Raw genomic sequence first — 20,710 nt, forward strand, 5'->3', positions numbered from 1 at the left:
TTCTGAAGCGCGATGGCTTCTTCAAGCGTCTCGTAGGTCATGACATAAAGGATCGGTGCGAAGGTCTCGTGCTTCACAGTGTCGGTCTGACCCGGCATTTCAACAACCGAAGGCGTGACATAGAACGCGTTCGGGTATTCCGATTCCAGGGTGCGTTCGCCACCATGCACGGTGCCACCGTCTTTCTTGGCATTGGCAAGGGCGGTCTGCATGTTGGTGTAGGCTTCTTCATCGATCAGCGGACCAACAAGGGTGCCATCAGCCAGCGGATCGCCGATCGAAACCGACTTGTACGCCGCGATGATTTTCGGCAGCAACTGATCCTTGACGTCCTTGTGAACAATCAGGCGACGCAAGCTGGTGCAACGCTGACCACAGGTCCCGACAGCGGAGAACACAACCGCACGCACAGTCATGTCCAGATCGGCCGACGGCGTCACGATCATGGCGTTGTTGCCGCCAAGCTCAAGAATTGTGCGGCCAAAGCGCTGGGCAACGCGCGGGGCTACTTCACGGCCCATGCGGGTTGAACCGGTCGCCGAAATCAACGAAATGTCGCGACTGTCGGTCATGATTTCACCGATTTCACGATCACCCACAACAACCTGATGCAGGTTGGCCGGCGCATCACCAAACTTGGCAATCGCCTTTTCGAGGATCTTCTGGCAAGCCAAGGCTGTGACCGGGGTTTTTTCCGACGGTTTCCAGATCACGGCGTTACCACACGCCAGTGCAAGGGCTGTGTTCCATGCCCAAGGTGCAACCGGGAAGTTGAACGCGGTGATCAGGCCAGCAACACCCAGCGGATGCCAGTTTTCCATCATTTTGTGGCCCGGACGTTCGGACGCAATGGTCAGACCATAAAGCTGACGCGACAGGCCAAGCGCAAAGTCGCAGATATCAATCATTTCCTGAACTTCGCCAAGACCTTCCTGATAGATCTTGCCGCATTCAAGCGACACCAGACGGCCCAGCGGTTCCTTGGCCGCACGCAGTTCTTCGCCCAGAAGACGCACCAGTTCGCCACGGCGCGGACCGGGAACCTGACGCCATGCGCCAAATGCCTTTTTGGCATTGCCGATGACATCGGTCATCTCGGCGGCGGTTGTTTCGGTAACACTTGCGAATTCCGAACCGTCAACCGGGGTCTGGACACTGAGCGTGCCGTTGGCAATCTCTGCTTCGGACAGACCAAGTTCGGTCAGAATGGATTTGTAGCTCACAGTAAAACTCCCTTCGTTTTAAACTTTCCGGCGCGGATCACCGGCAAATTCGATCTCTGTTCAATCCTTGATATCGGCTACTTTTGGCAGCAGTTTGGCGATGATGGCAAAGGCCTCATCAACCTGATCAAACGGAATGGTCAAAGGTGCCAGCAGGCGCACCACATTGGCGTGCTCACCACTTGGCATTAACAATAGCCCGTTTACGCGAGCCAGTTGCAACAAGGTTTGCAGACGTTTGGGTGACGGTTTGCCGTCATCTGCAATCAATTCAAAGGCACGCATCGCGCCAATCCCGCGCATGTTGCCGATCACATGCCCGCCGGGCAGATCGCGCAGCCATGCGATATGGGTGGCGTATTTTTCACCAAGCTGTTTGGCACGGGCGGTAAGCTTGTCGGTTTCCAGAACCTCAAACACGCCGGTCGCTGCCGCACACGCCACCGGATTGCCGGAATAAGTACCGCCAAGCCCGCCCGGGGCCAGCGCATTCATGACATCCTCGGCACCGGTGATGGCGGCCAGCGGAAAGCCCCCGCCAATGCCCTTGCCCATAACAAGGATATCGGGCGCAACACCGGCATGCTCAATGGCAAACATCTTACCAGTTCTGGCAAAGCCCGACTGGATTTCATCGGCAATCAGAACCATGCCGTTTTCATCACACAGCCGACGCAGCGCGATCAGAAATTCGCCATCCACAGCACGAAAACCGCCTTCGCCCTGAACAGGTTCAATCACCACAGCGCCCACCGATGCCGGATCGGCGGAAACGGCAAACAGTTTGGCGATGGCGGCCATCGCATCATCAACAGATACACCGGTTTCAGGGCAAGGATATGGCAGATGCCAAACCGGCCCCGGCAATGGGCCAAGCCCGGTTTTATACGGTTTGGTTTTACCCGTCAGTGCAAGGGTGGCCAAGGTTCGACCATGAAAGCCGCCTTCAAAGGCGATCACGCCGGTGCGGCCGGTAAAGGCGCGCGCAAGCTTCAGCGCATTTTCCATCGACTCTGCCCCGGAATTGGTCAGCATGGATTTTGCCGGGCCTTCAATCGGACAGTTTGCTGCCAGCCATTCGGTCACCGCGACATAGGGTTCGTGGGGCAACGCGTTATAACAGCTGTGGGTAAACCGTGCGCACTGGGCGGCAACGCGGTCCATCACCACCGGGTTGCGATGCCCGACAGTCAAAACCCCGATGCCGCCAATGAAATCGATATAGCGTGTGCCTTCGACATCCCATGCCTCTGCATTCAGCGCACGATCAAGATAGACCGGATGCACGTTACGTACGCCGGCAGACACAGACATGGTCGCACGGTCGCGGATCTGCATGCTGTCTTGGGCTGGTTTGGTGTTTTCGTCACGGGGCATGTGGGGCTGCTCCGACCTTTTTGTTGATGATTTAGATAACGTTCAGTTCAAACACCGGGGCCTTGTCACGGATGCGCTCATAGCCGAACACCGACAGATCAAGGGTTTCATACCCGTTTGTCGCGATCAGTTCGGCAATGCCACGACCGACCGCCGGGCTTTGTTGCAGGCCATGGCCCGAGAACCCGTTGGCAAAGATAAAGTTTTTAACATCCGTATGACGGCCCAGAATCGCGTTCTGATCCAGCAGGTTATATGAATAGTGACCCGCCCAGGCATTGATGACTTTGATCGCCTCAAACCGCTCGCACCGCTCATACAGGCCCGGCCAGATGATGTCGTCAAACAGGCTGTGATCGACATCGAAATCCCAGCATTCCGGATCGCGATCCTTGGGCGGGGCGATGCCGGTAATGAAGAATTCGCCTTCCGGGCGGACATAAAGACCACTTGGATCAATCAGCATCGGGCAGGATGCGTTGATGTCTTGCGCATCCCGGCAATCAAACACAAAGATGCAGCGTTTGCGTGGCTCGACTGGAATCTCAAGACCCGCCATCCGAGCGACCTTTGATCCACCCGTGCCCGCTGCGTTGACAAGCTGACCACAGCCAAAACGACGACCGTCTTTCAGAACCACACCCGTAACCTGATCGCCGTCGCGCAGGACCTCGATGACTTCGCCGTCAATGTAATCGGCACCGCGACGGCGCGCCTGTTTACGGAAAGACTGCATCAGGGAATAAGCATCAAACCAGCCTTCGCCCGTGCGTCCCCAGCAACCGGCCGCCAGATCAGATGTATTCATCCATGGATATTTCGCGGCCAAATCATCGGGCTCCATCCAGATGATGTCACCGCCAAATTCGGTCTGGGTCGCATGGTTATGGCGCAGGATATCGCGGCCCTGATCGGTGGCCAGAATGAGATAGCCCTTTTCATGCAGGGCAATGTCGACTTCCGGGTCAAGGTCGCGGTTCAGATTGCGCAGGAACTGAATGCCATAGGCCGACATTTCAATATTGATCGGGGTCGAGAATTGCTGGCGGATCGACGCAGCTGAAAGGGCCGTCGAACAGAATTCATAGGTCGAGTCCTTTTCAATCACCAGAACCCGGCCCTTGAAGTCATCACGGCCCGTTAAATGCCATGCGATGGAACTGCCGATAACCGCACCACCGACGATGATCACATCATAATTTTCGTCAACAGAACCCATTGTTGCCTTCTACCCGATGCAGTTTGTTGTCGTCCGGCCCTTGATGGCCCGGTGATTTGCAATGTTGCGCCGGAAACCGTTACCGAATGAAAGGTGGAGCTATCCTTCCAAAACATTCCAAAGTAACAGCATTCCAGCGCAGATGGCTTTCGGCCCAAACGCTTCTTGGGGTGGCGCGAGGGGGCTTTGAACCGTTTAAAACCGTACGCCTTGGCTGCACAGCAAACAAACGATATATTCGCACCATATCATTCCGTTTTGTTATGAACTGGTTTTGCCATGCGCCGCGTCTTGCCATCCCTTACTGCCCTGCAATTCTTTGAAAGTTCGGCCCGACATCTGTCTTTCACCCGCGCGGCAGAGGAACTAAACGTGACGCAAAGCGCAATCAGCCGACAGATCCGTGGGCTTGAGGAATATCTGGGACGTGATCTTTTTCGCCGCGTGAAGAAACGCCTGAAACTGACAGCGGCCGGCGAAGCCTATGCCGCACAGGTGCGTGACCTTCTGGATCGGGCAGAGGCCGCCACGCTTCAGGTCATGGCCTATTCCGATGCGGGCGGGATGCTCAATGTCGGGACGCTACCGACCTTTGGCGCACGCTGGCTTGTGCCGCGTCTTGGTGACTTCAAGGCAACCTGGCCTGACATTCAGCTTAATCTCATTACCCAGACGCGGGAGTTCAATTTCGACCGCGAGGGTATTGATATCGCCATTCATTTTGGTGAAGACAACCTGCCGGGCTGCGTGACCCACCGTTTGATGGGGGAAACCCTGATTGCGGTCTGTGCGCCCAAGCTGCTTAAGGAAAATGACGATCTGCCGATTGCCCGCGAACGCGTGCGCAATTGCACCCTGTTGCAGCATTCCACCCGTCCACGCGCCTGGCAGGACTGGCTTGCGGCCACCGGCGTTGCCGTGGTCGATGAACTGGCCGGCCCCCGGTTTGAGCATTTCCATATGGTTATTCAGGCCGCTGTCGCAGGCCTTGGGCTGGCGCTTTTGCCGGAATTTCTGGTGCGTGAAGAACTTGAAAGCGGGCGTCTGGTCGCACCCTTTGATGTGTCGATCCCCAACCAGCATGCCTATTACGTGGTTTATCCCAAGGAAAAGGAAAACAACTTTGCGGTCCGCGCATTTCGCGACTGGCTGATTGCGACGTGCCGCACCGAACAGGATGATCGTGCCATACCGTCGGGCACCGCCGCCTGATATCCGCCTGAAGTCAGGCGGATTGACTGATCAAAACGACTCCGCCCGCCGGGTCATGAATTGACCGGATTCGGCTTTTGAAAACTGATGACAGCAAGTCCGGTGTCATGACGTCTGATACCGATCCCTGCGCGACGACTTCGCCTGCACTAAGGACAGCGACCTGATCGGCATAGCTCAGGACCTGATTGAAATCATGCAGGATCATCAGGACCCCGACGCCGCATTCTTTTGCCTCCCGCCGGGCAAGGGACAAGACCGCATGTTGATGCGCCACATCAAGACCAGCCGTCGGCTCATCCAGCAATAGGAACCGCGCAGCAGGTATTGAGCCATCGCTTGCACCGTGGGTCTGATTGGCATCCTTCATGCCCCAAAGCTGAACCAGCGCACGTGCCAGATGGACGCGTTGTTTTTCCCCACCTGACAGGGCCGGATAGGCTCGATCCGCCAGATGGGTGATATCGGCAAGCTTGATCGCACGAATAACTTGTTTCTGATCAAACTGGCGCGTTGAAACCTTGCGATACGGGGCACGGCCCAGTGCGACAACATCAAACACCGTGAACGGGAAGGTCATCGAGGCCGCCTGCGGCATCACCGCGCGTTCCTGCGCCAAATCAAGCGCCGAAATGGTCGAAAGGGGCAGGCCATTCTGAAACACCTTGCCGCCACTTGGCGCAAGTTCACCTGCCAAAACCTTCAGCAAGGTGGACTTCCCTGCCCCGTTCGGACCAAGAATGGCAAGAACCTCACCCGGCTCGACTGCGATGGAGACATCACGCAGCAGGTAACGCCCACGTGCCTTGAAATCCGCCTTATGCGCCATCAGGGTCATAGGCGACGCCTTTTCTTTTCAACGATCAATAACCCCAGGAAAAACGGGCCACCGACAATGCCGGTGACCAGCCCGATGGGCAGTTCTGCCGGAAGGACGATGATACGTGCCACCGCGTCTGCCGCTGTCAGAATGATCGCCCCGCCCATCGCCGATGCCGGAAGGACATAACGGTTATCTGGGCCGGTTGCCAAACGCACCAGATGCGGGGCCACCAACCCGACGAAACCGATAATCCCTGAAACTGCCACCGCCGCCCCGACGACAAGGGCCGTAATCACCGTGGCGCGACGTTTCAGATGTTCGACCTCAACCCCCAGATGGCGTGCTTCAGCCTCGCCCAGCAAGAAAAGATTAAGCGGAGTTCCAAGCCGGATCAGGCAGGCGATTCCAAGGACCATCACCATCAGGGCGGGCAGATCAGTCGCACCATTGCCCGAAAGTGCGCCCATCTGCCAGAAGGTCAGGCTGCGCAACTGGGCATCGTCGGCCATATAGGTAAAGACACCCACACCGGCAAAGGCAATGGCATTGATCGCAACACCGATCAGCAACATGATTGCCGCATCGGTCCGGCCATCCTGACGTGACAGAATGCTGATCAGGACAGTCGCCAAAACCGCACCGCCAAAGGCCGCAACCGGCACTCCATAGGGCCCGAAAGCCGCGTAATAGCCACCAAGTATCAGGTGGCCTGCCACAATCATGCTAACCGCACCAAAGGCGGCACTGGCCGAAACACCGATAATCCCGGGATCGGCAATCGGATTGCGAAACAGGCTTTGCATCACTGCCCCGGCAAGCCCGAGACCTGCGCCAATAATGATCGCACGCATGATCCGTGGCAAACGCAGGCTATCAAGAATGCGGGCATCAAAGGCGTCAATGCCGACCTCTGCAACGCCGATGCGTTGCCCAAGATGGACAAACACATCCCTGACCGAAATCTCTACCCCGCCCATGCCAAGTGACATTACGGTGGCAGCACAGAGCCCAATCATCAAAAGCACCAGAAACAGCACCGAACGGTTGAGCGGCAACTGCAATTGCAATGCGGTGACCATTTGTTTCACAGCGATCACGACCCCTGTTCGATGGCCCGAAGATGGGCCGCAAGATATCGGATTTCTTTGGCCGATGACGGACCAAAACCAAGAATGGTCGATGCAGAAATGGTAAGCACCCGACCATTCGCCACGGCCTTGTTCAGGCCAAGGATCGGATGGGCCTGAAGGCCATCAAGCCCGCCCAGCTGATCAATCGTCGACCGGGTTACCAACACATAATCGGATGCGTCCGATGCAATCACCTCGGGCGAGACGGGTTTGAAACCATCAAAGCCCGCCATGCTGTTCATCCCGCCGATCATGGTGATGATTTCATCCGCCGTGGTTTCCTGCCCCGCCGACATCGGTTTGCCATGACCAACCGCCATCAGGAACACGATGCTTGGGCGATCAGCGCTGTCATTACCCTGCAATTGTGCAAGGTCATCCCGCACGCGATCAGAAAGCGTTTTTGCCGTATCAGGCTTACTCAGGGCATCTCCCGTCATCGCAATCGCATCCGGCAGGTTTTCCATCTTTGCCAGCGACGGCAGGATCACAATCGGAATGCCGAGATCACTCAGTTCGCCGAGCACGACATCCGGCCCTGATTTCTCAACCGCGACAATCAAATCAGGGTTCAGGCCGATAATGCCCTCGGATGCCAGATTGCGCATATAACCAACTTTTGGCAGATCAGGCACCGGGTCGGGCCGGGTGCTTGTGGTATCGGTCGCAATCACACTATCGCCAGCGCCAAGGGCAAAGACGATCTCGGTTGCTGGCGCCCCGACAGTGATCACACGTTTGGGCGCACCATCGGCAAATGCGGGCACGCACAGCCCGAAGACCCCGATGATGCTCAGGATAAATCCGGTGAAATGACGCATGGCTTGGTTACTCCGCCACTGCTGCCATGGTGTTTTCCAGACGCGGCAGGCTTTCGGCCAGTTTCTGCCAATCCGGGTTTTCCGGGTCCTTGCGTTTGCGCTCGCCACAGAAGATCGCGAAATTGTTCAAATCGCGGTCATACAGCTCGATGGTGGTCACCATCCCCTCGCGGATCGGTTTGCGTACAATCCATGCTTCGAAAATCTGATCCATACGCAGATGCAGGGTAAAGGTCGGGTCCATGATGTTGATCCACTCGCCCATTTCGCGAATGGTCTTGATCGGACCGGTATGGATCTGAATGGCACCGCTATTGCCGACAAATACCATGATCGAAATACCACTTTCCGATGCCTTTTCAAGCAGGACCTTCAACGCATCGCTACTTAACCGTTCGGCAAACTCCGGGCCCGCCAGACGCATGCCTTGCTGACGGCCAACATTAAAGTCCTTGAGCATCCCGTGATATTGATGGACGTCCGTCATTCGGCGCCAATGCGCACGAAGGTTTTCAACATCAACTTCCTGATCAGGAAGTGTCACGGCTTTGGGTAGCGGCGGCAGGACCTCGATCCCCGGCAACTGGTTATCAGCCTTGAAATCGCTAATCAGTTTGTCATAGGCGGCTTCATCGGACTGATCCGTCAGGAAAATCTTGTGAACGGCGCGCCCGTCATGGTCGAAAATCTGGAAACTGCGGCGACGCCCGGCACGCGGGTTGTCGGTTTCAACCGCAAACGCATGGCCCCAATGGCCAAGAAACAGGCGCAAATCAACATCATGATTAAGCACCAGACCCATCTCGCCATTGATGCTGATCTTGCCAAAAGTCCCGATCTTTTCGTGCACGACACTGGGATTGCGCGTCAGGATCTTGACCTGCCCCAGTTCTTCCAGACGGGGTATGAAGTCACCCCAATCGGCATCAAGCCGCACAACGTTGGTGCCGATGCCAGCGGCAACCAGCTCACCCTCGCTTAAGCCCAGTTCGGCGGCGATATCAACGGCATATCCCTTGGCCTCACCCGCAGCAAAGGCGGTCCAGGCTTCGGTGGCAGTCGTGAAATTGTGTGAATTGTTATCGGTCATGGCGTTTTGTCCTCCGTACACAACGGACGGCGCGGGGTAACGCACCGTCCGACCCGGTTTAGAATTTCATGCTTGCGGAAACTTTGAAGTTGCGACCCGGCTCATAGATGATCGCGTCACTGGTGCGGTAGGTCTGATCAAGCAGGTTGTCGATGCCGGCATTGACCTGCAGGCCGTCGACATGGTCGCTGGCATCCCAACGCGCAAAAAGATCAAGACGGGTATAGCCGCCCCGGTTTGCCGTATCGTCCGGAACGCGATCCTGTTCAGCGACCATGATGGCACGCCCGCCAAGTTCCAGCCCGTAATCCATCAGGCGATAGCCACCCGACAGGCTCAGCTTGTCGCCCTGGATGTTGGACAGGTTTTCACCAGTCTCGCTGTTCTCACCGCGCAAAACCGACATCGCAACACTGCTAAACAGCAAACCGGTGTCATAGTTGACTTCGGCTTCGAAACCCTTGATCTCCGCCTCTGGCAGGTTGCTGCTGGTCGTGGTTCCATTGAAACCACCGGTCACACTTTGTTCGATGTAGTCGGTGATCTCGTTTTGGAAGACAGCAACCTTGGCCCGAAGACTGTCACGGCTGGTAAACAGCTGATCGGCCTTGAAATTCGCACCAAGTTCCCACGTTTTGGCTTTCTCGGCTTCAAGATTGGGGTTGGGAACGAACTGGTTGTTCCCAAAATGGGTACCGTCGTTATAAAGCTGTGTCAGGGACGGGGCATTAAAGGCTTCGGCATAGCTGACATAAGGCTGCAGCCAAGGTGCCACGCGATAGGCCACCGAAAAACGCGGTGAAATCGCATCATCCGAGCGATCCGATTGGCCTGAGGCTGATTGATCAAACGAGTCATATCGAATGCCAGCTGTAAGCTCCAGATTCTCCATCAGGGTCAGCCGGTTATCCAGATAGACACCGGTAATCAGCATATCGGCATCCGGGAACAAACCCGGGGTCGGTTCGCCATTACGACGGCCTTCCTGCGTATCTTCGAAGACCTCACCGCCCAGAGTTACTGCCAGTTCATTATCACCGAAGGCAAAGCGGGAGGTATTAGCACCCTCCATACCAAGGGTCTCAAGCTTGCGTTCATCATGACGACCGTCGGTTATGCGTTTTTCATCCAGATTGGTGCGCATGCCATAAACGCTACCACTCGCATCAATCAGGTCATTGTTCGGGCTGAAGTATTCTGCGCCAAACACACCGGTAAGCTGTTCGGTTTCACGATCAACGATGTTTGAAAGGCTTGCACCATCCGGTGCAGCAGGGAGTCGGTGATCATCGCTGTAGCGTTGCACAGTCAGATGCATACGACCGGTGTCGCTAAAGTCGATCCCGCCCTTGAACAGACCATTGATATAGTCGTCATCGGTGTAGGGTTCTTTTTCACCGCTACCGTTTTCATAGCTGCCGCCGCTTTTTCGCGTAATGCCAACCAGCACATCACTGTTTTCGGTCGGTCGGCCATAGGCGGTGCTGTTCAGGGTAAGTTTGTGATCGACAGAGGCATAGCCAGTCTTGATACGCGCACCGATACGATCATCACCTTCAAGCAGGTCCTTGGCATCAAGAGTCTGAAGCGTCACAGCCCCACCAAGCGCGCCCGTGCCCTGCATGGTAGATGCCGAACCGCGATACACCTCGACCGATTTCAGCATTTCCGGGTCAATGAAGATCCCGCCCTTGTGGCCATTGCGCAGGTTGGCACGCGCACCGTCGATCCGGACGACAACACGGTCATCTGTCAGGCCGCGAATGGTCGGGATTTGTACCGAGCTGCGCGGCCCGCCAGAGGTTTCAACACCGGGCAAGCTATTGAGGATGTCGCCCAAACCATCTGGCTGAAAGCGATCAAGGTCCTCCTCATTAACGATGGAGACTGATGCAGGCGTATCGATTGCCGTTGTTTTCAGCTTGCTGGCGGTAACGGTAACCGTATCAAGAACAACCGCCGTTTCGACAGTCGTCGCATTCCGGGTTGGGGCAGTCTGGGTGTTGGTCGCGGGCTCGGATGCAGAATCCTGAGCGTGTGCCGCAACACTAAGCGCAAATGTGGAAACTGTCGCCAGAAGAAGGCGCACAGAAGTGGTTCGAACCATAATGATTCCCCTGTTAGGCAGCTGTAGCTTTGTACCGATTTCGGCTGGCTGGCTGGCTTGTGCAGGGCACTGGCGCGCTGGCTGGCAAATGGTGTGGTAAGGTGGCGAAAGAACGCCTATTTGGTCAGGATCAGTTTGTTATTTGATGTCAGGCGCAATCTGTATTCTTCCCCCTGATGAACAATGATGACTTCACGATCATTCCCCATCAGTTCATGCACCTGCATCTGCTTCACTGTTTCAGACTTTCCTGCATGTCCCGGTTCTTCTGCGATGTCGGACATCGCAAACTCCTTGTTGAATTGAATGTTATTAATAATGATTTGCATGTCTATAAGTTTGTTGCGAATGCAAGTCAAGTTCATTTCTTCAGGGCACAAAGAAGGGTGATCAACGTCACCCAGTAAAAAAGGCACCCCGACTTGGCGCGGGGTGCCTTTTGAAAGCGACAAAAATTCTGGGATAATCAGTAGACCGACTTAATCACCACCGATTTTTTTCGACGACCCTGCGCGCATCGACGCACAAAGCTGCACGGCTACGACCACAAACAGGAAGTAAAGTGCAACTTGCCAATCACCCAGAAGGTCATGCAATGCCCCAAACAAAACCGGACCAATGGCGGCAAACAGATAGCCCACCGATTGCGCCATGCCTGACAGTCGGGCAGAGGTCTGTGGATCTGCACCGCGCATGCCGACAAGGGTTAGGGCGATGCTGATCATGCTGCCTTGTCCAAGCCCCATACAAACCGCCCAAACATAAGGCAACTCGGTGGTGGCAAAGACAAAGCCCGGAATGGCGATGATCAACGGAACATGAAGAACCAGCATCGCCAGTTTCTTGTTGGCGATTTTCGAATAGATCAGCGGCGCGCCAAAGGCGGCCGGAATGCCAAACACGTTAAACAGGGTTAGCAACGTGGCGGCTTCGGCCTCGGAAATGCCGTGATCGATGAAGACTTTGGCGACCCAGGCCGTGCCAGTATAGAACATCAGCGACTGGCAACCAAAGAACAGGGCCAGCCACCAGGCTTCGACGTTTTTCCAAAGCGAAATGTGCGCAACCGGTGCCGGGGCTGCTCCGACATGGCGATAGCGTAACATCGGCAACCAGCAGACAAAGGCAATGGCGGCAAACACCGCCCAAACACCAAGCGACCAGCGCCAATCGCCATCTGCCGCATTTCGGATCGGGATCGAAACAAATGCTGCAATTGTCGCGCCGCTTGACATGGTAAAGGTGTAAAGGGCGGTCACCAGCGCAACATGGGTCGGGAAGCTGCGCCTTACCAGTGACGGGGTCAGAACATTCAAGACCGCAATGGCGGCACCCAGAATGATGGTCCCCACCACCATGACGTCATAGGCTCCGCTGGCCCTAAGCCCCTGCCCGATGGCAATGAACAGCAGCATGGTCAGAAGGGTCGCTTCCAGACCGAACTTCTGTCCCAGACGTGGCGCAAACATCGACAGCACCCCAAAGCTCAGAACCGGCAACGTGGTTAACAAACCAAGCTGCGTTCCCGAAAGCGACAGGTCGGTGCCAATGATTTCCGCCAACGGCCCCAGCCCGACAATGCTGCCGCGCATGTTGGCCGCCAGAAGCAGGATGGCCAGCAAAAAGCCGATATGTGCCCCAAGATGCTGAAAACCGCGGCTGGCATCAGGTGCTGGCTTCCCGTTCGGTGGCGTCTTGGCTGATGGGCCGACAGATGGGGGGGAATGCGGGGCGGGTTTGTCGGTCATTTTGGTGATCCGTGTTGGGTCGCGATGGTGGCGCGAACAGAACTTCAATTAGGCATTATTGCGCAAGGTTTTGCAGCTATACCGCAACAACACCCCACAAGACGCGCAGCGCAATTACGACAAACAGAACGGCAATGATCCGTTCGATCCAGGTAGCATGATCGCGCAACCATGGCAGTACAGCCCCATGCGACAATCCGATCGCCACAAGGCAATACCAGGCCGCATCAATAGCAGCTGCGGTAAAGGCCAACAGGAACTTACCGGCCCATTCGAATTCGGGCGAGACAAATTGACTGAAAAGGGCCAGGAAAAACAGGGCGATCTTGGGATTGAGAAACGCGATCATGAACCCGTCGCGTGCAGCCTGCAGGGTCGAACCCGTTACTTTCCCCGTCCCATCAACGTCAAACTTTGCACCTGCCTTTGCACCGCGCCACGCCTTAACGGCAAGCCAGGTCAGATACAACGCACCAAGGATGCTGACAGCATTATGAAAGACGGGCACAGTCTGAAACAGGATGCCAAGACCGGTCATGGTGATCACAGCATAAAAGCCGATCCCAAGCCCATGCGCCAGTGCGCAGGCAAAGCCAGCCTGACGGGAATGACCAACGGAATAGCGCAACACAACAGCCAGACTGGGACCCGGCGTCATCGCACCAAGAAGACAAATGGTTGCAACCGACAACCAGGCAGCGAAGCTCATGACGTTTCCTTTTGGTGGCGCAGGTTTGGTTCCTGCTTGGCATCATCGAAAGCTATCTGCTTGCCACAACCGTTTCAACGGAAATGAACTATCGCTATGATGCGCCTTCGCGCCACCCCGCCACCTGACCTCTGCATTTCGTAAAACACGGTTTTAAAACATGTTTTTGTTGCTCAAGAACGCCAACGTTTTCGCCCCGACCCCGCTTGGGATCAACGATATCCTGATCTGTGACGAAAAAATCGTCGCCATTGCCCCGGATCTGGTTGTTTCTGTTCCGGCAGAACTCAAAACCATTGATCTTGGTGGCAAGATGACCGTTCCCGGCTTTATCGACGGGCATGTGCATCTGATTGGTGGTGGCGGCGAGGGTGGCTTTGCCACACGTACGCCCGAAGTTGCGATTGGCAAACTGATCGAGGCCGGAATTACATCCGTTTGCGGCTTGCTCGGAACGGATGCAGCCACACGCCACATTGCCTCGCTTTACGCCAAGACCAAGGCGCTTCGTACCGAAGGCATTTCAGCCTGGTTCTTCACGGGCGGTTATCGCGTGCCCTCCCCGACACTGACCGGCAATATCGGGGATGACGTGACGTTTCTGGATGCCTGTATTGGTCTGAAAACGGCAATCTCCGATCACCGCAGCAGCCAAAGCACGGTTGACGAGCTGGCCCGCATCGCATCCCAATCTCGCATCGGCGGAATGACATCGGGCAAGGCCGGGTCTGTGGTCGTGCATCTGGGCGATGGCGACGGGCATTTTGATCCGTTACTGAGTGTGGTCGATCAAACCGAAATTCCGATTGGCCAATTCATCCCGACGCATGTGAACCGCAAGCGCGCCTTGCTTGATGCGGCCAAACTCTGGGCAAAGCGTGGCGGCAATATCGACTTCACCACAGGCATTGACGCCGAACCCGACCCCAAGGGGGCAACAAAAACATCAACCAGCATTGCCGAATGCCTGGCCGATGGGGTGCCGCTTGAACGCATTTCCATGACATCGGATGGCAACGGGTCACTGCCGGATTTTGATACTGATGGCAATATGATCGGACTTTCAGTGGCTGGCTTTGAAACCGTCCCGCGCGAATTTGCCGATCTGATTGAAGTCGAAAAACTTGATATCCCAACCGCCCTTTCCCCGATAACGACGAACCCGGCACGCATGCTGGGACTGGCTGCTCGCAAAGGGCAAATCAAGGTCGGTCATGATGCCGATATCCTTGTTCTGGACGATGCATTGGCCCCTGATAGCGTCATTGCACGCGGAAAACCGGCCATGATTGGCAAGGAACGGCTTCTGCGGGGCACTTTCGAGGCCTAGCACGGCTTAATCCACTCTGGCTTAACGCGAAAACACGGTTTTTGGGCGCATAAAGCCGTATGAGTTGCCTTTTTATCGACATAACTGCCCCAAACCGCCCCCAATCCGGCCAAACTGCTTCCCGTTTTCTTTCGCAAGCTGTTGTTCATCAAAAAGGTCCGTGAATGACCACCTTAAACGAGCAAACGCGAAGGGATACGAGAGATGCGAAAGACAGCCACAATTCTTGTTGTTGCCAGTGCATTGGGACTGTCCGCATGCAGTGGATTGAGTGACCGGGATCAAAAGATGCTGAGCGGCGGTGCCATTGGTGCCGGCGTTGGCGCCGTCGGGACCGTCATAACCGGTGGATGCGTTACCTGTGGTGCTGCCATCGGTGGGGCCGTCGGCACGGGCGCAGGCTATATCATGCACGAAAACGAGAAGGCCCGAAAATGATGAAGCGGATCATTCTTCTTGCAGCGGCCCTTGGCTTGGCACTTCCTTTTGCAGCACCCGTCCCGGTGAAGGCAGATCCACCGTCCTGGGCGCCAGCACATGGTTATCGCGCCAAACAGAACAAAGGCCATTATCGCTATGGCAATGAGCTGTTTGTTTCCGATGGTGGTTTCCTGCGCTGCAATCGTGACGTGGTTGGCGCAATCATTGGTGGCGGTACCGGTGCTGTTCTTGGCTCAACCATCGGCAAGGGCAGTGGCCGGGATGCGGCCATGATTGGTGGTGCTATTCTTGGCATGCTAAGTGGTTATTCGATTGGTCGAAATCTGGACCGGGGCGATCTGGCATGCACAGGATATGCATTACAACGCGCGCCCGATGGTCAGACCGTCCGGTGGCAGAATCCCGATTCGGGTCGTAGCTACAATGTGGTTCCCACCAGCAGCTGGCGGAACGCAGAAGGACGCTATTGCCGCGAATACAGCGCAACCGCCAGAATTGGCGGAACCCTGCAGAAAACATATGGAACAGCATGCCGACAACCGGATGGTTCCTGGCAAATCGTGTCTTAGGAACGGCTTGGAACCGGCCAGTTTCCATATCGGGATATTCCCCGCATCAAGCCCGGCACTGCCGGGCTTTTTTGCGTTCAGCCCCAGACAAAGTCGAGATCTGAAATCGCTGTAATTCAATACCTTAAAGGTCTCCTATTTCCCGCTTTCGTTATTTGTTTTACGTTAACGTCACTTTGTATTACATTCTTGCCATAACCATAACAAGAATACCTGCTGACAGAGGGAGGCGTTCGTGGATGACATCCTCGAAACCGTAAAAGAAAAACTGCCGCAATTGCGCGGTTTGAATGCCGTGGTCGCCTTTGATTGCGGCGATGATGGACATATCGTAATCGATGCTACCGGTGATGAACCGGAAATCAGCGATGATGACCTGTCCGATGCCGATTGCATCCTTAAAATCAAGAAAGCCAACCTCGAAAAGCTGATCGCTGGAAAGCTTGACCCGATGCTTGCCTTCACCATGGGCAAACTGAAGATCAAGGGGTCCATGGGCGTGGCAGCAAAGCTGTCATCGATGCTCGACTAATAAAGTCTCGATGATCCGTCTCACGAGGGAAGCATGCGCAATCGCATCTCGAAAAGCTGCATATCGGCCCTGATTGCCGGACTTGCGATCCATTATGCCGCACCATCGCTGGCGTCCGGATCGGAAATATTGAATTTCCGCGTCCTAAAGGACGGGGAACCGATCGGTTATGAAACCGTCGAAATCACGCCAACAGCAACAGGCCAAACCGTCACGGTCAAAACATTGACCAACGTGCAGGTGCTGTTTTTGAAGTTCCATTACGACCATCAACGCACCGAACAATGGCAGGACGGAAAGCTGGTCTCGGTCGAAACCACCACCAATGATGACGGCACGCACTACACCTGGCAGGCAAGCTATGACGCTGATTGTTACATGCTTTCCGGAAAGGGTGTCGGGAAACGTGATGCCTGTGACGCGGCCTGGCCGCTGACCCTGTGGCAAGAGAATGTCACAGGCAAAACCAATCTCTATAGCGTCATCAACGCAGAACCGTATGTCGTCAGGACAGATAAGGTTGGCAAAGAACCAGTCTTGATCGAAGCCGGGGAAACACCGGCAACCCGTTACACCATGTCGGGCGATGTAGAACGTGACCTTTGGTATGGCACCGACGGGAAATTGCTCAAAACGAGTTTTAAAAGAAAGGGTTACGACATCGACTTTATCCGAGTTGATGCGAATACCCTTCAAAAATAAAAGCGGGCGTTTTGAATCATAGATTTGAAGCGTTTTAAATTAAGGGAGAAACAGATGTCCTACTTCAAGAAGAGCTGCCTTTGGGGGGCAGCTTCGGGTACCGCACTTCTATGCGCGCTTGCCAGCGTTGGCACCGCTCACGCATCGGGTTTTCAGGTCCGCGAAACCAGCGGCACCCTTCAGGGTTCAAGCTTTGCCGGCATGACCACACTGTCAACAGACGCATCGACGATGTCCTATAACCCGGGCACGGTGGGCCAGTACAAAGAAACCAGCTATAGCGCTGGTATTACGGTCATTCGGCCGGTCGCGAAAGCAACCAACACCGTTGCAACTGATGGAACACTGACGTCCATTGCGCAGACCGGTGGCGGATACAAAGATATGGCACAGGATGCCGCAGTACCAAATGCCCATGCTGTCTGGACGCTTAACGACAACATTAACTTTGGTGTGTCCATCACAGCGCCTTGGGGCCTCGTTACGGACAATGATTCTGATTTTGCTGGCCGCTTCTTTGGCACGACATCAAAAATCAAGACAGTCAATATCAAGCCTGTCGTCGCATATCGTTTCGATAATGGCCTGAGCATTGGCGCCGGCCCGCAGGTTCAACGTTTCGAAGCATCGTTGAGCAAAGCTGTCGCGGCACTGGGCGGCGCAAAAGCGGAAGGCAACTCCACGGTTGAAGGTGACGACGTCGGCTATGGCTGGACTGCAGGCTTGAATTGGGAATTGACCGACGATACCCGTTTGGGCCTGTCATACAATTCCGAAGTCAAGCACAAGCTTAAAGGTGACATCAAGTTCGACAGTGCTGCCAAAGGGCTTGTGACGCCATACACTGATCGCAAGACAACTGCCAAGATCACAACTCCAGAAGCCATCGCTTTCGGTGCATCACATGACCTCAACGAACAGTGGACAGTCATGGGTGACGTCCAATGGACGAACTGGAATTCAGTAAAGGATCTGGTCTTCATCTATGACGGCCTTATCAACAGCTCGTTGGCAACAAGTAGCAGCACAACAGAGAACTATCACTGGGGTAGCTCATGGTTTGGAGCACTGGGTGCCCGATACCAGCATGACGAGAACTGGTCCTTTGCTGGCGGTTTCGCATATGACGAAACACCGATCAAAACACGGAACCGTAATGTACGCCTTCCAGACTCTGATCGTTACTGGGTGTCCTTTGGCGCAACATATGAGGCTGCCGACTGGGCAAACGTAACGCTTGGCTATACTCACATTTTTGCTGATGAAGCACGTGTCGATCATGCATCTTCGTCGCTTGGCAATTACTCTGCTGACTATGACGCCAAGGTCGACATCATCGCGCTGCAGGCGAAATTCAAGTTCTGATCTGCTATACTGTCCGGTGCGGGGTGCGATGGCGCACCGCATCGGGCGTCCCTTTTTTTGCCCGCAAAGTGACGTTAACGTAATGGAGTTAACGCAAGTGAACAAAGTGAACGTCCAAGAATCCCCGATCCTGCGCGATGGCGTCGACATCAGCTCGCCCGTCAAGACACGCCCGGTGCATGAGATTTTCGACAATGCAGCGGCACGGTTTCCGTTGCGCCCCTGTCTTGATTTTCTCGGCCGGATTTACGATTACAAAACCATCGCCGAACAGATTGATCGCGCTGCCGAAGGCTTCAAACAGCTTGGTGTGCGCAAGGGTGACAAGGTGGGGCTATGCCTGCCCAACACGCCCTACTATGTGGTCTGCTATTACGCGATCCTGAAATGCGGCGGCGTGGTTGTGAATTTCAACCCGCTCTATGCCAAGCGCGAGATCGCCTATCAGATCGAGGATTCCGGTTGTCGCCTGATGGTGACCCTGAATCTAAAACAGATCTATCCCAAGGTTGCGGCCTGTCTGGATGAAACCTGCCTGAAGCGGATCGTTGTTTGTGAAATGAGCGACATCCTTCCGCCAGTCAAAAGTGTTCTGTTCTCACTGTTTAAGCGCAGCGAACTGGCCGATGTGCCGAACGACCTTCGCCACATTCCCTATTCACGGGTTCTCGGATGCAAACCGATTGATCGCGTGGTGGATATCAATGTCCATGATCTGGCCGTTCTGCAATATACAGGTGGCACAACCGGTCGGCCCAAGGGGGCAATGCTGACCCATGCCAACCTGAGTGCCAATGTTGATCAGCTAACGCGCTGGATGCCCGACGCCAAGCCGGGCCACGAAGTTACCCTGTGTGTTTTGCCATTCTTCCATGTCTTTGCCATGACAGTTGCGCTTAACACTTCGGTTAATCTGGGTGCGGAATTGGTTTTACAGCCGCGCTTTGAGCTAAGTTCCCTGATCAAGGCTTTGGACAAGAAAAAGGCCACCATTTTCCCCGGTGTTCCGACGATCTATACGGCGATCAACAACTCGGCGGAAACACTCAAATACGATCTATCTCACATCCGTTGCTGCATCTCAGGTGGTGCGCCGCTGCCGGTTGAAGTCAAACACCGGTTCGAGGAAATAACCGGCTCCAAAGTGGTCGAGGGGTACGGCCTGACCGAAGCCAGCCCGGTCTGCACCTGCAACCCGCTTAAGGGTGATAACAAGGAAGGCTCCATTGGTCGGCCATTGCCTGGCACCGAGATTGAAGTCCGGTCCCTCGATAGACCGGAACAGACCATGCCGCTTGGCGAGAAAGGCGAAGTTTGCATACGCGGTCCGCAAGTCATGCCCGGCTACTGGCAAAATGAAACGGCCACGGCCGAAACATTTGTAGATGGATGGCTGCGTACCGGTGACGTCGGCTATCAGGACGAGGACGGCTATACATTTCTTGTTGATCGCCTCAAGGACGTCATCCTGTGCAGCGGCTATAACGTTTATCCGCGTGCGATTGAGGAGGCACTTTATCTGCATGACCAGATCGCCGAAGTCACCTGCATCGGGGTGCCCGATCAGTATCGCGGACAGGCACCCAAGGCATTTGTTCGTTTGAAGGACGGCGTGACGGATGTCACGGCCCAAGACCTGCGGGCATTTCTTGACGACAAGATTTCAAGAATCGAGATGCCGCGCGAAATAGAAATCCGTGACGAACTTCCCAAAACCATGGTCGGCAAGCTGTCGAAAAAGGAATTGGTCGAGGAAGAAAGACAAAAGAGAGAAGAAAATACGGCTTAGTTGCAATGCGTTAGCGGCACGACACACACACTGAAAAAATATAAGTGACGTTAACGTAAACTAATTGACGTTTAGTGAAAAATATATACCATTAGGGGCGAATAATGACCAAAATTGACGAACGGTTTTATACCGTTCCCGAACTGGCTGGCGATCTTGGCATCACACCGCGCACCATTCGGTTTTACGAGCAAAAGGGGCTCTTGAACCCGCAACGTGCCGGCACAACCCGGGTGTATACCCGCCAGGATCGCGCCAAACTGCTCCTCATTTTGCGGGGCAAGCGACTGGGCTTCAGCCTGAAAGAGATCGCGGATTATCTTGATCTTTATGGCGCGGATCCCACCCAGGCAGAGCAGATCAAGATGCTTCTGGAACGCGTTCGGGAACGGATTTCTGACCTGGAGGAACAGCGTCAGGCACTGGACGTCACATTGGATGAATTGCGCGAAATCGAACATCAGTCGGTTGATGCGCTTAAAGAAAAGGGACTCGATCCGGCCCCGTAACAAGATCCCCGGAT

At 55.0% G+C, this 20,710-nt stretch carries 20 protein-coding genes; 9 read left to right on the plus strand and 11 right to left on the minus strand.

Features of this window, described 5'->3' with window-relative positions:
* From B2R48_RS17045 to B2R48_RS17055, 3 genes are all read right to left on the minus strand, one after another.
* A partial coding sequence (locus B2R48_RS17045; RefSeq protein ID WP_297002890.1) for an aldehyde dehydrogenase family protein occupies positions 1–1,223 on the minus strand: 1,223 nt, incomplete at its 3' end.
* Positions 1,224–1,283: 60 nt separating this feature from the next.
* A complete protein-coding gene (locus B2R48_RS17050; RefSeq protein WP_297002893.1) occupies positions 1,284–2,600 on the minus strand; it encodes an aspartate aminotransferase family protein in 1,317 nt (438 codons plus the stop codon).
* Between the two features lie 31 nt (positions 2,601–2,631).
* On the minus strand, positions 2,632–3,819 hold the full coding sequence (locus B2R48_RS17055) for an NAD(P)/FAD-dependent oxidoreductase (protein ID WP_297002895.1): 1,188 nt from the start codon (positions 3,817–3,819) through the stop codon (positions 2,632–2,634).
* A 279-nt stretch (positions 3,820–4,098) separates the two neighbouring features.
* Between B2R48_RS17055 and gcvA the strand changes: the two genes are divergently transcribed.
* Complete coding sequence (gene gcvA / locus B2R48_RS17060) at positions 4,099–5,031, plus strand: transcriptional regulator GcvA (protein ID WP_297002897.1); 933 nt, start codon at positions 4,099–4,101, stop codon at positions 5,029–5,031.
* Positions 5,032–5,044: 13 nt separating this feature from the next.
* On the opposite strand, the gene B2R48_RS17065 is transcribed toward gcvA, so the two are convergent.
* From B2R48_RS17065 to B2R48_RS17100, 8 genes are all read right to left on the minus strand, one after another.
* A complete protein-coding gene (locus B2R48_RS17065; RefSeq protein WP_297002900.1) occupies positions 5,045–5,869 on the minus strand; it encodes a heme ABC transporter ATP-binding protein in 825 nt (274 codons plus the stop codon).
* Positions 5,866–6,933 (minus strand): FecCD family ABC transporter permease, encoded by a 1,068-nt coding sequence (locus B2R48_RS17070; protein ID WP_297002957.1) that lies wholly within the window; start codon positions 6,931–6,933, stop codon positions 5,866–5,868. The genes B2R48_RS17065 and B2R48_RS17070 overlap by 4 nt, the downstream gene beginning before the upstream one ends.
* A gap of 14 nt (positions 6,934–6,947) precedes the next feature.
* A complete protein-coding gene (locus B2R48_RS17075; protein ID WP_297002903.1) occupies positions 6,948–7,805 on the minus strand; it encodes a heme/hemin ABC transporter substrate-binding protein in 858 nt (285 codons plus the stop codon).
* A 7-nt stretch (positions 7,806–7,812) separates the two neighbouring features.
* Positions 7,813–8,895, minus strand: a complete 1,083-nt coding sequence (locus B2R48_RS17080; RefSeq protein ID WP_297002905.1) for a hemin-degrading factor — start codon at positions 8,893–8,895, stop codon at positions 7,813–7,815.
* Positions 8,896–8,953: 58 nt separating this feature from the next.
* Entirely contained in the window at positions 8,954–11,002 is a 2,049-nt protein-coding gene (locus B2R48_RS17085; protein ID WP_297002908.1) for a TonB-dependent hemoglobin/transferrin/lactoferrin family receptor, read from the minus strand.
* A 116-nt stretch (positions 11,003–11,118) separates the two neighbouring features.
* Positions 11,119–11,286, minus strand: a complete 168-nt coding sequence (gene hemP, locus B2R48_RS17090) for a hemin uptake protein HemP (RefSeq protein ID WP_084272143.1) — start codon at positions 11,284–11,286, stop codon at positions 11,119–11,121.
* Between the two features lie 195 nt (positions 11,287–11,481).
* On the minus strand, positions 11,482–12,750 hold the full coding sequence (locus B2R48_RS17095; RefSeq protein ID WP_297002912.1) for a CynX/NimT family MFS transporter: 1,269 nt from the start codon (positions 12,748–12,750) through the stop codon (positions 11,482–11,484).
* A gap of 76 nt (positions 12,751–12,826) precedes the next feature.
* Positions 12,827–13,459: a LysE family translocator gene (locus tag B2R48_RS17100; protein WP_062956934.1), complete on the minus strand. Its 633-nt coding sequence runs from the start codon at positions 13,457–13,459 to the stop codon at positions 12,827–12,829.
* Between the two features lie 160 nt (positions 13,460–13,619).
* On the opposite strand from B2R48_RS17100, the gene iadA reads away from it, so the two are divergent.
* The 8 genes from iadA to B2R48_RS17140 all read left to right on the plus strand — a co-directional run bounded on the left by iadA (position 13,620) and on the right by B2R48_RS17140 (position 20,696).
* Positions 13,620–14,789 carry a beta-aspartyl-peptidase gene (gene iadA / locus B2R48_RS17105; RefSeq protein ID WP_062956935.1) on the plus strand — a complete coding sequence of 390 codons (1,170 nt, stop codon included), beginning with the start codon at positions 13,620–13,622 and terminating at the stop codon, positions 14,787–14,789.
* A 204-nt stretch (positions 14,790–14,993) separates the two neighbouring features.
* The gene (locus tag B2R48_RS17110) at positions 14,994–15,227 is read left to right on the plus strand and encodes a hypothetical protein (RefSeq protein WP_062956936.1); all 234 of its coding nucleotides are present in this window, start codon (positions 14,994–14,996) and stop codon (positions 15,225–15,227) included.
* Entirely contained in the window at positions 15,224–15,799 is a 576-nt protein-coding gene (locus B2R48_RS17115) for an RT0821/Lpp0805 family surface protein (RefSeq protein WP_062956937.1), read from the plus strand. The genes B2R48_RS17110 and B2R48_RS17115 overlap by 4 nt, the downstream gene beginning before the upstream one ends.
* Positions 15,800–16,034: 235 nt before the next feature.
* Positions 16,035–16,331, plus strand: a complete 297-nt coding sequence (locus B2R48_RS17120; RefSeq protein ID WP_063086516.1) for an SCP2 sterol-binding domain-containing protein — start codon at positions 16,035–16,037, stop codon at positions 16,329–16,331.
* A gap of 33 nt (positions 16,332–16,364) precedes the next feature.
* Positions 16,365–17,033 carry a DUF6134 family protein gene (locus B2R48_RS17125; RefSeq protein ID WP_062956939.1) on the plus strand — a complete coding sequence of 223 codons (669 nt, stop codon included), beginning with the start codon at positions 16,365–16,367 and terminating at the stop codon, positions 17,031–17,033.
* A 54-nt stretch (positions 17,034–17,087) separates the two neighbouring features.
* Positions 17,088–18,398: an OmpP1/FadL family transporter gene (locus B2R48_RS17130; RefSeq protein ID WP_062956940.1), complete on the plus strand. Its 1,311-nt coding sequence runs from the start codon at positions 17,088–17,090 to the stop codon at positions 18,396–18,398.
* 97 nt (positions 18,399–18,495) lie between these two features.
* Positions 18,496–20,187: a long-chain-fatty-acid--CoA ligase gene (locus B2R48_RS17135; RefSeq protein WP_062957343.1), complete on the plus strand. Its 1,692-nt coding sequence runs from the start codon at positions 18,496–18,498 to the stop codon at positions 20,185–20,187.
* A 104-nt stretch (positions 20,188–20,291) separates the two neighbouring features.
* Positions 20,292–20,696: a MerR family transcriptional regulator gene (locus B2R48_RS17140; RefSeq protein ID WP_062956941.1), complete on the plus strand. Its 405-nt coding sequence runs from the start codon at positions 20,292–20,294 to the stop codon at positions 20,694–20,696.
* Positions 20,697–20,710: the final 14 nt, after the last annotated feature.

It is taken from the genome of Thalassospira sp. UBA848 (assembly GCF_002295455.1).
GTDB lineage: Bacteria > Pseudomonadota > Alphaproteobacteria > Rhodospirillales > Thalassospiraceae > Thalassospira.